The sequence below is a fragment of the Streptomyces sp. NPDC039465 genome, assembly GCF_055639315.1.
Window position 1 is genome coordinate 443,897 of sequence record NZ_JBVKAP010000007.1, and the last position, 13,215, is coordinate 457,111.

Annotated in this window: 14 protein-coding genes; 11 read left to right on the forward strand and 3 right to left on the reverse strand. The window is 70.8% G+C overall.

Annotated features, from left to right (window positions below; all coding sequences use genetic code 11):
* Positions 1-59 precede the first annotated feature (59 nt).
* The 6 genes from ACZ7LT_RS24830 to ACZ7LT_RS24855 all read left to right on the forward strand — a co-directional run bounded on the left by ACZ7LT_RS24830 (position 60) and on the right by ACZ7LT_RS24855 (position 6,625).
* A complete protein-coding gene (locus ACZ7LT_RS24830) occupies positions 60-2,336 on the forward strand; it encodes a heavy metal translocating P-type ATPase (protein WP_471238294.1) in 2,277 nt (758 codons plus the stop codon).
* A 127-nt stretch (positions 2,337-2,463) separates the two neighbouring features.
* Entirely contained in the window at positions 2,464-2,847 is a 384-nt protein-coding gene (locus ACZ7LT_RS24835) for a hypothetical protein (protein WP_471238295.1), read from the forward strand.
* Positions 2,848-2,972: 125 nt separating this feature from the next.
* Complete coding sequence (locus ACZ7LT_RS24840) at positions 2,973-3,773, forward strand: polysaccharide deacetylase family protein (protein WP_471238296.1); 801 nt, start codon at positions 2,973-2,975, stop codon at positions 3,771-3,773.
* A gap of 75 nt (positions 3,774-3,848) precedes the next feature.
* Positions 3,849-4,592 carry an SDR family NAD(P)-dependent oxidoreductase gene (locus tag ACZ7LT_RS24845; RefSeq protein WP_471238297.1) on the forward strand — a complete coding sequence of 248 codons (744 nt, stop codon included), beginning with the start codon at positions 3,849-3,851 and terminating at the stop codon, positions 4,590-4,592.
* A gap of 321 nt (positions 4,593-4,913) precedes the next feature.
* On the forward strand, positions 4,914-5,714 hold the full coding sequence (locus tag ACZ7LT_RS24850) for an alpha/beta fold hydrolase (RefSeq protein WP_471238298.1): 801 nt from the start codon (positions 4,914-4,916) through the stop codon (positions 5,712-5,714).
* Between the two features lie 107 nt (positions 5,715-5,821).
* On the forward strand, positions 5,822-6,625 hold the full coding sequence (locus tag ACZ7LT_RS24855; RefSeq protein ID WP_471238299.1) for an SMI1/KNR4 family protein: 804 nt from the start codon (positions 5,822-5,824) through the stop codon (positions 6,623-6,625).
* A 171-nt stretch (positions 6,626-6,796) separates the two neighbouring features.
* On the opposite strand, the gene ACZ7LT_RS24860 is transcribed toward ACZ7LT_RS24855, so the two are convergent.
* Positions 6,797-7,165 carry an ATP-binding protein gene (locus tag ACZ7LT_RS24860; protein WP_471238300.1) on the reverse strand — a complete coding sequence of 123 codons (369 nt, stop codon included), beginning with the start codon at positions 7,163-7,165 and terminating at the stop codon, positions 6,797-6,799.
* Positions 7,162-7,371, reverse strand: coding sequence for a hypothetical protein (locus tag ACZ7LT_RS24865; RefSeq protein WP_471238301.1), 210 nt, complete (start codon positions 7,369-7,371; stop codon positions 7,162-7,164). The genes ACZ7LT_RS24860 and ACZ7LT_RS24865 overlap by 4 nt, the downstream gene beginning before the upstream one ends.
* A 115-nt stretch (positions 7,372-7,486) precedes the next feature.
* On the opposite strand from ACZ7LT_RS24865, the gene ACZ7LT_RS24870 reads away from it, so the two are divergent.
* Both ACZ7LT_RS24870 and ACZ7LT_RS24875 read left to right on the forward strand, forming a co-directional pair.
* Positions 7,487-8,362, forward strand: coding sequence for a helix-turn-helix domain-containing protein (locus ACZ7LT_RS24870; RefSeq protein ID WP_471238302.1), 876 nt, complete (start codon positions 7,487-7,489; stop codon positions 8,360-8,362).
* Positions 8,319-8,615, forward strand: coding sequence for a DUF397 domain-containing protein (locus ACZ7LT_RS24875; RefSeq protein ID WP_471238303.1), 297 nt, complete (start codon positions 8,319-8,321; stop codon positions 8,613-8,615). Before ACZ7LT_RS24870 ends, ACZ7LT_RS24875 begins: the two co-directional genes overlap by 44 nt.
* Here ACZ7LT_RS24875 and ACZ7LT_RS24880 read toward each other — a convergent pair.
* Positions 8,587-9,726, reverse strand: coding sequence for an alpha/beta hydrolase family protein (locus tag ACZ7LT_RS24880; protein WP_471238304.1), 1,140 nt, complete (start codon positions 9,724-9,726; stop codon positions 8,587-8,589). The two genes, ACZ7LT_RS24875 and ACZ7LT_RS24880, sit on opposite strands and share 29 nt — an antisense overlap.
* Positions 9,727-9,873: 147 nt before the next feature.
* Between ACZ7LT_RS24880 and ACZ7LT_RS24885 the strand changes: the two genes are divergently transcribed.
* From ACZ7LT_RS24885 to ACZ7LT_RS24895, 3 genes are all read left to right on the forward strand, one after another.
* Positions 9,874-10,947: an ArsR/SmtB family transcription factor gene (locus ACZ7LT_RS24885; RefSeq protein ID WP_471238305.1), complete on the forward strand. Its 1,074-nt coding sequence runs from the start codon at positions 9,874-9,876 to the stop codon at positions 10,945-10,947.
* Positions 10,901-12,106: a T4 RnlA family RNA ligase gene (locus ACZ7LT_RS24890; protein WP_471238306.1), complete on the forward strand. Its 1,206-nt coding sequence runs from the start codon at positions 10,901-10,903 to the stop codon at positions 12,104-12,106. The genes ACZ7LT_RS24885 and ACZ7LT_RS24890 overlap by 47 nt, the downstream gene beginning before the upstream one ends.
* Positions 12,107-12,287: 181 nt before the next feature.
* Positions 12,288-13,205: a phosphatase domain-containing protein gene (locus ACZ7LT_RS24895; protein ID WP_471238307.1), complete on the forward strand. Its 918-nt coding sequence runs from the start codon at positions 12,288-12,290 to the stop codon at positions 13,203-13,205.
* Positions 13,206-13,215: the final 10 nt, after the last annotated feature.

The window sequence follows — 13,215 nt, forward strand, 5'->3', positions numbered from 1 at the left end:
TTGATACCCCCGGAGGGTATATCCCCACGGCCGCCCACCGACGAATGAAAGGCAGCCAGATGACTACGACGACCCCCGGCGCCGCCCAGGTCGAGCTCGCCATCGGCGGCATGACCTGCGCCTCCTGCGCGGCCCGTATCGAGAAGAAGCTGAACCGCATGGACGGGGTCGAGGCCACCGTCAACTACGCCACCGAGAAGGCCAAGGTCACCTTTGACGCGGACATCTCGGTCGCCGATCTGATCGCCACCGTCGAGGCCACCGGCTACACCGCAGAGGAGCCGCGGCCCGAGCGCCCCCGCGACGACGGCGGCGGCGGCGACGGCGACGGCCCCACGGACGAGGAGAAGGCCTACGAGGCCCTGCGGCCGCTGAAGCAGCGTCTGATCACCGCCGTCGCCCTCGCCGTCCCCGTCATCGCGATGGCGATGGTCCCGGCGCTCCAGATCCAGTACTGGCAGTGGCTGAGCCTCACCCTCGCCGCACCGGTCGTCGTCTACGCCGCCTGGCCGTTCCACCGCGCCGCCTGGACCAACGCCAAGCACGGCGCGGCGACGATGGACACCCTGATCTCGGTCGGCACGATCGCCGCGTTCCTGTGGTCGCTGTGGGCGCTGTTCTTCGGAACGGCCGGTACGCCCGGTATGACGCACCCCTTCGAGTTCACCATCGCCCGTACCGACGGCGCCGGGAACATCTACCTGGAGGCGGCGGCCGGAGTCACCGCGTTCATCCTGGCCGGCCGGTACTTCGAGGCCCGTTCCAAGCGGAAGGCGGGCGCCGCGCTGAAGGCGCTGATGCAGCTGGGCGCGAAGGAGGTGACCGTGCTGCGCGGCGGCCGGGAGGCCACCGTGGCGACCGCGGACCTCCAGGTCGGCGACCGTTTCCTGGTGCGCCCCGGCGAGAAGATCGCCACCGACGGCACGGTCGTGGAGGGCTCCTCCGCGGTGGACGCCTCCATGCTCACGGGCGAGTCCGTGCCCGTGGAGGTCGGCGTCGGCGACGCCGTCACCGGCGCCACCCTGAACGCCGGCGGCCGACTGGTCGTCGAAGCCACCCGCGTCGGCGCGGACACCCAACTCGCCCGCATGGCCAAGCTGGTCGAGGACGCCCAGAACGGCAAGGCCGCCGCCCAGCGCCTCGCCGACAAGATCTCCGCCGTCTTCGTACCCGTAGTCATCGCCCTCGCGCTCGGCACCCTCGGCTTCTGGCTCGGCACCGGCTCCGGTCTGACGGCCGCCTTCACCGCCGCCGTCGCCGTACTGATCATCGCCTGCCCCTGCGCCCTGGGCCTTGCCACGCCGACCGCGCTCCTGGTCGGCACCGGCCGCGGCGCCCAGCTCGGCATCCTGATCAAGGGCCCGGAGGTCCTGGAGACCACCCGCAAGGTCGACACGATCGTCCTGGACAAGACCGGTACGGTCACCACCGGCCGGATGGCCCTCATCACGGTCCACACCGCCGAAGGTGTCGACGAGACCGACGTCCTGCGCCTCGCGGGCGCGCTGGAGCACTCCTCCGAGCACCCGATCGCCCAGGCCGTCGCCACCGGCGCCGCCGCCAGGGTCGGTACGCTCCCCACCCCCGAGGACTTCGCCAACGTTCCCGGTCTCGGCGTGCAGGGCGTCGTCGAGGGCCACGCCGTCCTCGTCGGCCGCGAGAAGCTCCTCGAAGAGTGGGCCATGGAGCTGCCGCGGCCGCTGAAGTCCGCGAAGGACGCGGCCGAGCGGGCCGGGAAGACGGCCATCGCGGTCGCCTGGGACGGCAGGGCCCGCGCGGTCCTGGAGGTCGCCGACGCCGTCAAGGAGACCAGCCCCGAAGCCATCCGGCGGCTGCGCGCGCTCGGCCTCACCCCGATCCTCCTCACCGGCGACAACAAGGCCGTCGCCGATGCGGTCGCCGCCGAGGTCGGCATCGACAAGGTCATCGCGGAGGTCATGCCGCAGGACAAGGTCGACGTGGTCAAGCGGCTTCAGGCCGAGGGCCGTTCGGTCGCCATGGTCGGCGACGGTGTCAACGACGCGGCCGCGCTCGCCCAGGCGGATCTGGGCCTCGCGATGGGTACGGGCACGGACGCGGCGATCGAGGCCGGCGACCTGACGCTCGTACGGGGCGACCTGCGGGCCGCCGCGGACGCCATCCGGCTCTCCCGCAAGACGCTCGGCACGATCCGCTCCAACCTCTTCTGGGCCTTCGCCTACAACGTGGCCGCCCTGCCGCTCGCCGCGGCCGGACTGCTCAACCCGATGATCGCGGGGGCCGCGATGGCCTTCTCCTCGGTCTTCGTGGTCGGCAACAGCCTGCGCCTGCGCGGCTTCCAGGCCGCCGACAAGTGATCTCTCCCCAGGGTCAGGTTTCGGCCTCGCCCCCCTCATCGGAACCCGCCGCGGTGTCCGGCTACTCAAAAGCAGATGAGTACCTGCACGCTGCCCCAGGGCCGCGTGGCGCCGCGACGATTGGGGCATGCGCCCAAGACGACTTGAACTCGATCTCTCCCTCTTGCTGCTGGCCCTCGTGCCCGTTGCGGCATGGGCCGCCTGGATGGGCTGGGATCAGCACCGTGACGTGCACCCCGACGGGTCGGTCAGCGGGCCGTACGAGGCCTGGCAGGTGATCGGGCTGGTGGTGACGCTGCTGGCGCCGGTGTGCTGGGCCGCGTCCCGGCAGTTGGTTGCGTCGGCCGTGTTCGGGACCACGGCCGGTCTGACCGTCGCCGCCTACTACGACTGGTCGGACGACGGCAGCGGGCTCTTCGTGATCGGCGTGGGCATGATCATGGTGGCGAGCATCGTCGGCACCTTCGCCATTTCCGCCCCGATCGCCTCTGTGACACGGAAACGCTCCTGACACCGTACGGATCAGGGACGAAAGTCCCGAATGGCCAGTGTCACCGCGAAAGGTGAAACCTTCCCGCCCGCCCGCTCGTCCTCCCCACCGGGAACCGGTCAAGCGCCAGCGGGGAGTGGGCACACATGGCAGGGAAGAAGTACACCGCGCACATAACCATCGTGGCATCGGCACTCGCGCTCGTCGCGGCCGTCTGGGGCGCGGTGATCCTCACCGGCCCGGGAACGGCCAACGGCGCCCAGGAGTCGACGTCACGCACCCCCGCCCCCAAGGCCCCCGGGGGCCCCGAGAAGCCCCCGCAGAAGGTGCCGGAGACCATCGCCCACGACTCCGAGGCAGGCGGCCGGACCGTCAACATCACCATCGACGACGGCCCCGACCCCCGCTGGACCCCCGAAGTCCTGGAAGTCCTCCGCGAGAACAACGCCAAAGCCGTCTTCTGCATGATCGGCCCCCAGGCCAAGGAACACCCCGACCTGGTCAAGAAGGTGGTCGCGGACGGACACCGGCTCTGCGACCACACCATGACCCACGACACCTCGATGGACAAGAAGTCCGTCGACTACCAGAAGCGGCAGATCCTCGACGCGAAGAAGATGATCGAGGACGCGGCCGGCGGCGGCGCCAAGGTCGAGTACTACCGCGCCCCGGGCGGCGCCTTCACCCCCGCCAGCCGCCGGATCGCGGCGGAGGCGGGCATGCGGCCCCTGGGCTGGAACGTGGACACGAAGGACTTCGAAAAGCCCGGCGTGAACGCCATCGTGAACACCGTCCGCAGCGAACTCCCCAACGGCCCCACCATCCTCTTCCACGACGGCGGCGGCGAGCGCGGCCAGACCGTCGCCGCGCTGGAGCAGATACTCCCCTGGCTCAAGGCCGAAGGCCGCCCGACCGGCTTCCCGGTGCGTACGCAGCCCAGCAGCTGAAGGCGAGATGCCGGTACGCGATCCTGGTAGCTGATCATCGTCGACAGTCGACAGGGGAGCTGCCACATGCCACACATGACCTCACGTCCGGTCACCGTCGTCACCGGCGGCAGCCGCGGCATCGGCGCGGCCATCTGCGTACGACTGGCGGCCGACGGCCACGACATCGTCCTCGGGTACGTCTCCGACCCCGCCGCCGCCGAGAAGACCGCGGCGGAGGTACGGGCCGCCGGGGCGCGCTGTGTGACCGTACGCGTCGACATCTCCGCCGAGGCGGACGTGGAACGCCTCTTCGACACCGCCGTCGCCGAACTGGGCACGGTGACCGGCCTCGTCAACAACGCCGGCGTCACCGGCCCGCTCGGCCCCCTCGCCGACGCCCGTACGGAGGACCTGCGCCGGGTCGTCGACGTCAACGTCCTCGGCACCCTGCTGTGCTGCCGCCGCGCGGCCCGCCACATGACCGCCGCCGGCACGGGCGCCATCGTCAACATCTCCTCCGGCGCGGCCACCCTCGGCTCCCCCGGAGAGTTCGTCCACTACGCGGCCACCAAGGCGGCCACCGACACCCTCACCCTGGGCCTCTCCAAAGAACTCGGCCCCCACGGCATCCGCGTGAACGCGGTCGCACCCGGCCTTGTCGACACCGACATGCACGCGGCCATGGGCGACCCCGACCGCCCGGCGAAGATGGCCCCCCACATCCCCCTGCGCCGCGCCGCCGACCCGTCCGAGATCGCGGCCGCGGTGGCGTGGCTCCTCTCCCCCGAGGCCTCGTACACGACGGGCACGGTGCTGCGGGTGGCGGGCGGGCGGTAGGGCCGCCGCTTCAGCGGCCGCGGTCAGCGGCGGTGCAGTACGGGCAAGGGCCCCGGGGACGGGGAGCCGGGTGGGGTCCCACCCGGCCGACCAGGTTCTGACATCAGCCGCGGGGCCCTGAGCTCGAGGGGCGCTACCGTGTCTCCAGACCTCCAAGATCGTTTACCGCGCGTGATCTATTCCGGAACGCCGCTCAAGACGCCGCATCTCCCCGCCGAGACCGCTCCGCCACCGGGCGAGGCACTTGTGCGAGCACATCATTGGCAGGGCTTCTCCTGCGAATCACGTGCGGTCCGCGCATCCGCCCCTCGATTCCCACCCGTGCTGCTCATCGGCGGTGCGTTCCAGCGCAAGGAGTCCTGGGGGCGCTGCGAAGAGGTGTTCCTCGGGAGCATGGACGTGTTCACCGTCGACCCCCCGGGTTGGGGGGCAGCCGACTTGCTGCCCGAAACCCACGGCGTCGACTTCCTCGCCGACGCGGTCTGCCACATGCTCGATGAGTGGGGTGCCGGCCAGGTCAACGTGCTCGCCGGCTCCTACGGAAGCGCCATCGCCTACGAGATCGCCCGGCGCTACCCAGACCGGGTGGGGCGCATGGTCCTGGTCGGCACGATGACTGTCATCCCCGACCACGCACAGGCCGCGATGCGCCGCACTCTGGAGCACCTGGCTGCCGGAGATATGGAGACTTACGCGCACGCGACGGTCGACCTGCTCATGACGCCAGAACGCCTCGCAGACATCCCCAACGGCGCCCGCGTCCGCAGACTGCTGCTGCGCCGCATCACCAACCTCTCCGAGGTGGAGGCGCACCAGATGCATACCAACACCCTGCGCCTGCTCACCCATCAGGCTCTCGACACCAGCCAGCCGCCTCGTGCACCGGTCCTGACCGTGACCGGCGAGTACGACTCGTTCACCACCCCGGAGCTGTGCCGCCAGATGGCGGCGGCGTGTGCCGACAGCTGGCACGCGGAGGTCCGCGACGCCGACCACATGCTCATCCTGGAACGGACAGCGGAAGTCGCCGACTTGATCACCCGCTTCCTCGCCGCGGAGCCGCTGCACGGACTGCCGTACTGCCGCAGCGTCGAGCGAGTGTCCCCGGGCATCACGGTGTGAGTAGTTGCGGTAAAGAAAAGTGCCGCTGAGCCCGATCTCGATCTCGATCTCCACCGGTGTGCCGAGCGGCCCCAGGATTGTCGGTGCGGTGCGCTTCACTGTCCGTCATGGAGCTCACTCAAGCGACCGTCAACGACCTGCTGGCCCAACTCGGCTCGGGGACCGGCCACCTGTACCTTCCCAGCGACTTGGACCCGCAGGACCTGACCGACCTGCTCGGCGACAGGTACGGCGCCCCGCGCACCCTCGTCCTCGACGGCTTCACCGACCCGACGGTCGACGAGTCGAAAGGCGCGGCTCTCCTCGTCCCCTTCGATGACCGGGCGGTGACGATACGGGCGTGGGCTTACGGGGATCAGTGGGTCGGCACGGGTACGGCGCGGGACGCCGAGGGGGCCACGCGGCCGGTGCTGGTGGTCGCTCACAGAAAGGTGCCCGCACCCTTGGTGGTCGCTCCGGGCGAGGACGAGCACGCCGACTGGATGGAGCGGCTCGTCCGGATCACCGGCTGGACCCAGCCCGCCCAGCGGCCTGACGTGGACTGGGCGGAGGTGGAGTCGCGCCTGGGCACCGCGCTGCCGAGCGACTACAAGCGCATGGTCGAGACGTTCGGCGAAGGCGCCTTCGACGGATTCCTGGACCTGAACCAGGAGCCGTGGACACATCTCAGGGAGGACGGCCTGCTCATCTGGGCGGCCACGGAGCACGAGAACTTGTACTGCTGGAGGGCCGACGGCGACGACCCCGACCGTTGGCCCGTCGTGATCCGGTCCTTCGACGGCGAGGACGTCCCCTTCGACTGCCAGGCAGCGGAGTTCGTCTGCCGCATCCTCGTCGATCCGCACCACCCCTTCACGATGGCCCGCTTTTTCGACACGCACTGGTTCATGAACTACGGCGAGAACGGCTGACCGAACCAGCGGGCCCCGAGAGGCGCGGGCGAACGGCCACGGTTAAAAGAGCGCCCGCCCACCGACTCCAACGGCACACGGTGACCGGGAGGCGAAGAAGCGGTCACCACGCAAGCAGCACCCACAGCAACGGCGGGTTGACGGGGAGCGCCGCCAGGGCCGGGCCGGGCCTCAAAGGTCCCGCAGCTCGCACCAGACCGTCTTGCTGCCGGGCCCCTGATTCACCCCCCACCGCACCGCCACCGCGTCCAACAGCGCCAGCCCCCGCCCCGACTCGTCCGCGTCCGTCGCCCGGCGCAGCACCGGCCACGCGCGGGGGTCGGGGTCGGTGACCTCCACCCTCGTACGCCCGTCACCCGTCGCCGCGATACGCACGTTGACCGGGGTCCCCTCGCCGACGTGCGTGATCACGTTGGTCACCAGCTCACTCACACACAGCTGAAGATCCGGGCACGGCCCGCCCACGTAGTCCCGCAGCGTGTCCCGTACCCCCGCGACCGACTTGGGCATCGCCAGCAGATCGAACGTCAGTGGCCTCACCGATCCGCCGCCTTCCGCAGCACATCCACCAGCCGACGGGCCGTAGCGACATTGCAGTTGCCCAAGCCGATCAACGGCGGCTCTGCGGACCGCGCCGCGTACGTCACGAGATCGACGCCAAGTGACGGCAGCGTGATCCCGTGCTCGGCGAGGGCCCCGCGAAGGGCAACGAAGCAGGAGTGGGCGTCGAGGTCGTGCTCGGTCATGTGGGGGTAAGCCTTCCGGTGCGGTGTGTGACGAATACATCACACAGTGAGGTTCACGTCCGTACGGTGGAAGGGCTTCTGCCTCCACGGTACGAAGTGTGGAAGGCGGCCGAAGGTGGCTGCGCGCAAGGACATTGACGGCTCGGCGAGCGTCCCGGAGTTCTACGGGAAGGAGCTCCGCTGGAAACGCGAGGCGGCGGGGCTGACGCTCCAGGACGCGGTGGAAGGCAGCTTCTACGGGGTCAGCTACCTCAGCGAGATCGAACGCGGCACCCGCCGTATGCCGGAGGCGCTGGCCCAGCACGTGGACCGGGTGATGAAGACGGACGGGTTCTTCGAGCGCCGTTGTGAGGACGTCCAGAAGGCGAAGAGGCGGGGTCACGCCGAGTACTTCGAGCGCGTGCTGGACGCGGAGAAACGCGCCGAGACGATCGAGGAGTGGTGCCCGACCGTCTTTCCGGGGCTTTTGCAGACGGCTGCCTACGCACGGGCGGTGATCACGGCGGAACGCCTGCCGGAGCCCCCGGAGAAGACGGACGAGAAGGTCGAGGGCCGTGTGGCACGGGCCAAGCTCTTCGAGGACCCGAGGAAGCCGGAGTACTGGGTCATCCTCAACGAGTCGCTCCTGCATCTGCCGGTCATGCCGTCCGACCTGATGGTCGAGCAGCTGGACCACGTCGCCGACTTGGCGCGACGCGGGCGGGTCCTTACACAGATCCTTCCGTGGAACAGCAGCGCGCATGCGCTCCTGACCGGCAACGTCATGACGCTGACGTTCCCCGATGCTCCTCCCCTGGTCTACACGGAGTCCCAGCACCATGGCGACACCGTGGACGATCCGGCCCTCGTGAAGCTCTATCGGAGGTCGTACGATCTGCTCAGGGGCGCCGCTCTGCCGCCGGAGGCGTCCCTCTCCTTGATCGAGGAAGCGGCAGAGGTCTACCGAAATGGCAAGCACCCGGGTGGATTTGAGCGCCGCGACCTGGCGTAAGAGCAGCTACAGCAACTCGTCCGGCGGCGACTGCGTCGAAGTCGCCGAAGGCTTCCCCGGCGCCGCCCGCTGGCGCAAGAGCAGCTACAGCAACTCATCGGGCGGCAACTGCCTAGAGGTCGCCGACAACCTCCCCGGCCTCGTCCCCGTACGGGACTCCAAGGCCCCCCACCTCCCCGCCCTCCTCCTCACCGCCCCCGCCTGGGTGCCGTTCGTCGAGGCCCTCAAAGGCGGGTGGGCAGGGCGGTCCTGAAGAAGGAGCGGACCGCTGACCGGACCCAGGGGATCGACCGGGCCGGGGCGATCGGGCCCACGAAGCCGGCCCGTTCCGCAGGGGTCATCAGGCCCGCTGCCTGCAACTGCGGGGCGAACGCCGCGTAGTCCGTGAAGACCCAGTGGTCGGCGCCGTTCAGGCGGCGGATGCGGACGTGGCCCCGGGCCGCCGACCAGGAGCGGTCGAAGCGGGCGTCGCGGAAGCCGTCCGTGCCCAGGAGCAGCAGGGGGCGGGTCACGCAGTCACGGGCGATGGGGAAGAGGGCCCCGGACGGGTCATCGAGGTAGCCCTCCAGGTTGACGGCCGCCCGGACGCGGGGGTCGTCGTGCAGGGTCTGGGCAGCGGCCGTACCGCCGGCGGAGTGGCCGTAGATGCCGATACGGCCGCCGGACCGGATGCCCAACCCGGCGAGCAGCGACGGCAGTTCGTCCAAGACATAGGCCACGTCGGCCAGGCGCGCGTCGATCATCCGGTGGAAGAGCGCGGCATCCTCCTTCGGGTTCCCCCGCAGCTCCGTGGTGACGATCCGGCCGTCCGGGAACTCGACCTCGGTCGTCTCGCCCGGGTGGTCGACGCTCACCACCACGTACCCGTGGCTCGCCAGGTCCTCCGCGAGCCCCGTACCGAACGTACGGGAGTCGCCGCCGCCGGGGGTGTAGAGGAGCACCGGGTGGCGGCCGGGGAGCGCGGGGGCGTCGAGGTGGGCATGGGTCGGGGTGGCGGCCCAGTTCACGCCGCTCGTCGGTAGCTCGCGGTGGAGGTGGACGGCGTCGATGTGCGGGACGAGGGCGGCGGCGCCAGGGGTCATGTGGGGGGCGGTCGGGTGGCCGTGGACGGTGCGGGCCGGGTAGAGGACGGTGAGCATCAGCTCGCGGGAGGGCAGCTCCGGCTTCCAGGGGTCCGGGCGGGTGCGGTCGGTCAGGTGCAGGGTGGTGGCGCCGAGGGGGTACGGGCCGGTCGGCGCCGGCAGGCGCAGGACCAGGTCGCGAGACGGTTGGGTGTGTGACGGGCGGGCGTGCGCGGTCCCCGTCGTCGTGAGCAACACCCCAGCCGCGGCGGCCGACTTGAACAGCGTGCGTCGTGTAGTCATGACGGCATGCTGGCTGCGGACGGACACAGTCCGCGATCGTTGAGGCCCTGGCCTTACAGCTTGCGTCACAGCTTGCGTCACAGCCGACGCCCACAGGGGGAGAGAGCACTGATCCGGATTCGGTTCACCGGCACCGACCTCGCCCGCGTGCGCTTCGCGCCCCGCCCCGCGCCCCTGCAAGAGCTGAACGCCGTGTTCATGAAGCTGACCCACGGCGACGACCCGCTGCTGCACGGGCGCTGGCGCCGACGCGTCCTGCGGTCCCTGCCGCCCGCCGTCGAACCGCTCGCCGACCTCGTCCCCGCCCGTACGGCCCCGCGCTTCCTGGACGAGTTCAGCGACTCCCTCGCCGCCGGTCTCGACGCCGTACGGTCCACGCCGCCCGACATCGTCCGTACCGAACTCCGGCGCGTCCACGGCCCCCACCACCGCCCCTCCCCCTGGGTACGTGGGCTCCATCGCGGGGACGCCGACGCGTGGGACGTCCTGTGCCGGGCGCAGCACGCCGCCTTCGAGACTGTCCTGAGGCCCGTGTGGCCGGTGGTGCAGGATCTGCATCGGGCGGAGTTCGCCCGCCAGGCCGTGGCGGTGGCCGAACACGGCATCGGGGCCGTACTCGCCGGCCTGGTGCCCGGCGGCCGCCTGCACGGCGACACCTGGGAGTTCCCCGCGCCCGCCGGGCGGGACGTCACCACGGCCGGTCGCGGGCTGCTCCTGCTGCCCACCTTCCACTGGACCGCCCATCCGGTCGTCGCCGAACCCCCGGGCGGACCCGTCGTGGTCACGTACCCCGCCGGGGACGGGCTGCCCCTCACGCCGTACGGGCCCGGCGCCACCGAGGACGCGCTCGCCGGGGTCCTCGGCAGGACCCGGCTGGAGATCCTGCTCCTGCTCAACAGCGGGGAGGCGCACACCACCAGCGGGCTCGCCCGCCGACTCGGCGTCAGCAAGGCCACCGTCTCGGCACACACCGCCGCCCTACGCGGCGCGGGCCTGCTGACGACGGTTCGCGCGGGCCGCGCCGTCCTGCACAGCCGCAGCGCGCTCGGGGGCCTCCTCGTCGGCCGCCTCGACCAGGGCGGGGACATCGTCGTCGCGCCCGGGCCCCGGCTAAATCGCTGTCCGGGCGCCGTCCCCGCGCGAGAGGATGCACCTCCCCGACCAGGAGGAACCGATGAGCCAGGCCCACCTGACTCTCCACGAACTGCTGCCTCACGGTGAACTCGCCGCCGCGCTCGACGCCGGGCACGTCACCCGCAAGGCACACCCCGAGCTGCCGCTGTCGATCTACACCTACACCCGCACCTGCCAGTACGAACGGATCTGGAACCAGGTCACCATCCGCTGCCGTGGTCTCGTCGCCGACGACACCACCGGCGAGATCGTCGCGCTGCCGCTGCCGAAGTTCTTCAACGTCGGCGAGCACGAGGCCGGTCAGCCGTACGCGCCCGCCCTGCCGGACGAGCCGTTCGAGGTGTACGACAAGGTCGACGGCAGCCTTGCCGTGATCTTCCACTACGCCGGGGCCTGGCGCGTCGCCTCCAAGGGGTCCTTCATCAGCACCCAGGCCACCTGGGCGCAGCGCCACCTCGACGGCCGGGACACCTCCGCGCTCACACCCGGCGTGACGTACCTCGCGGAGATCCTGTACCCGCAGAACCGCATCGTCGTGGACTACGGCGACCGCCGCGACCTGGTGCTGCTCGCCGCCTTCGGCCGGGACGGCACCGAGCTGCCGCTCACCGAGGCGGCCGGGCACTGGGGGCAGATCGGGTCCGTCGTCACGGTCCGGCCCGCCATGCCGCTCGCCGAGCTGCTCGCGCTGACCGCGTCGAACACCCTCCCCGACGGCGGGAAGGCGACCGGCACCGACGCCGAGGGCTTCGTGCTGCGCTTCGCCTCCGGGGTGCGTGCCAAGGCGAAGATCGCCGAGTACGTACGGCTCCACAAGGTCCTGACCGGCGTCACCGAGCGGGACATCTGGCGAAGCCACGGCATCCAGCGGTTCGCGGGGCTGCCGGCCAAGCAGCTCACGCAAGGCCTCGGCTGCTCGGCCGCCGACCTCGAAGCCCACGGCGGCAAGCCGCTGGACGCGCTCCTGGAGCAGGTGCCGGACGAGTTCGACGCGTGGGTGCGGGAGGTGATCGTACGGCTCGACGAGGCGACGACGAGCCGGGAACGGGCCGTCGACGAAGCGTACGCGTCACTCGCCCACCTCGCGGGTGACCGGGGCGCGTTCGCCCGCGCGGCCCGGGAGCTGCCGGACTCGCGGATCCGGTCGGCGCTGTTCCTGCGCCTGGACGGCCGACCGACGAAGCTGCTCGCGTACCGTTCCGTGCGGCCGGAGGCGTCCGATCCGTTCGCGACCGACGACGAGTGACGGATCGCAGACGGCAGACGGCAGCTGACGGATGACAGATGACAGATTTCAGATGTCGGCCGACCGATGACGGCTGACAGATGCCGTTCGACCGATGGCGGATGACAGACGTCAGCTGACAGACGACCGATCACCGACGACCGATGACAGAGAACCGATCACCAACAAGGAGAACCGACCCGTGCCCGTAGTACACGTCATGACCGGGCTGCCCGCGTCCGGCAAGACGACCGCCGCGCGTGAGCTCCAGGCCGCCGCCGAGGGGCGCATGCGTCGCGTCAACCTGGACGACCTGCGGGCCATGCTCGACGTACCGGCGCCCGAGCGGGGCCGCTCCCGCGCCCATGAGCAGACCGTGCTCGCCATCCAGGACGCGGCCGTCCGCACCGCCGTCGACGACGGCTTCGACGTCGTCGTCGACAACACCCACCTCACCCCGCACATACCCAAGCGCCTGAAGGCGGCCGTCACCGGCCTCGACGTCACCTTCGCCGTGCACGATTTCACCGACGTGCCCGTCGACGAGTGCGTGCGCCGCGACGCCGCCCGGGAGCGGGCGGTCGGCGAGGAGATCATCCGGATCCTCGCCGACAAGCACGCCAAGGCCACCCAGGGCGGCTGGCGGCTCACCGATGCCTGGCTGAACGACCGGCCCGCCGCCGTGCCGTACGTGCCCGACCCGGCGCTCCCGTCGGCCGTCCTGTGCGACATCGACGGCACGCTCGCCCTGCGCGGCGACCGTGGCCCGTACGACTTCACGCGCTGCGACCTCGACCTGCTCAATGTGTCCGTACGGCACGCGCTGCGCGCCTTCCAGCACACCGAGCGGGACACGATCGTGCTGCTGTCCGGCCGTAGCGAGGACCACCGGGAACTGACCGAGGCCTGGCTCCAGCGGCACGAGGTGCCCTATGACGAGCTGTGGATGCGCGCGTCCGGCGACGGCCGCAGCGACGACATCGTCAAGGCCGAACTGTTCGACGCGCATGTGCGCCATCGGTACGCGGTCCGGGTCTCGCTGGACGACCGCGACCGGGTGGTGGCGGTGTGGCGGCGCATGGGCCTGCCCACTTGGCAGGTCAACTACGGCAACTTCTGACCCACAATGG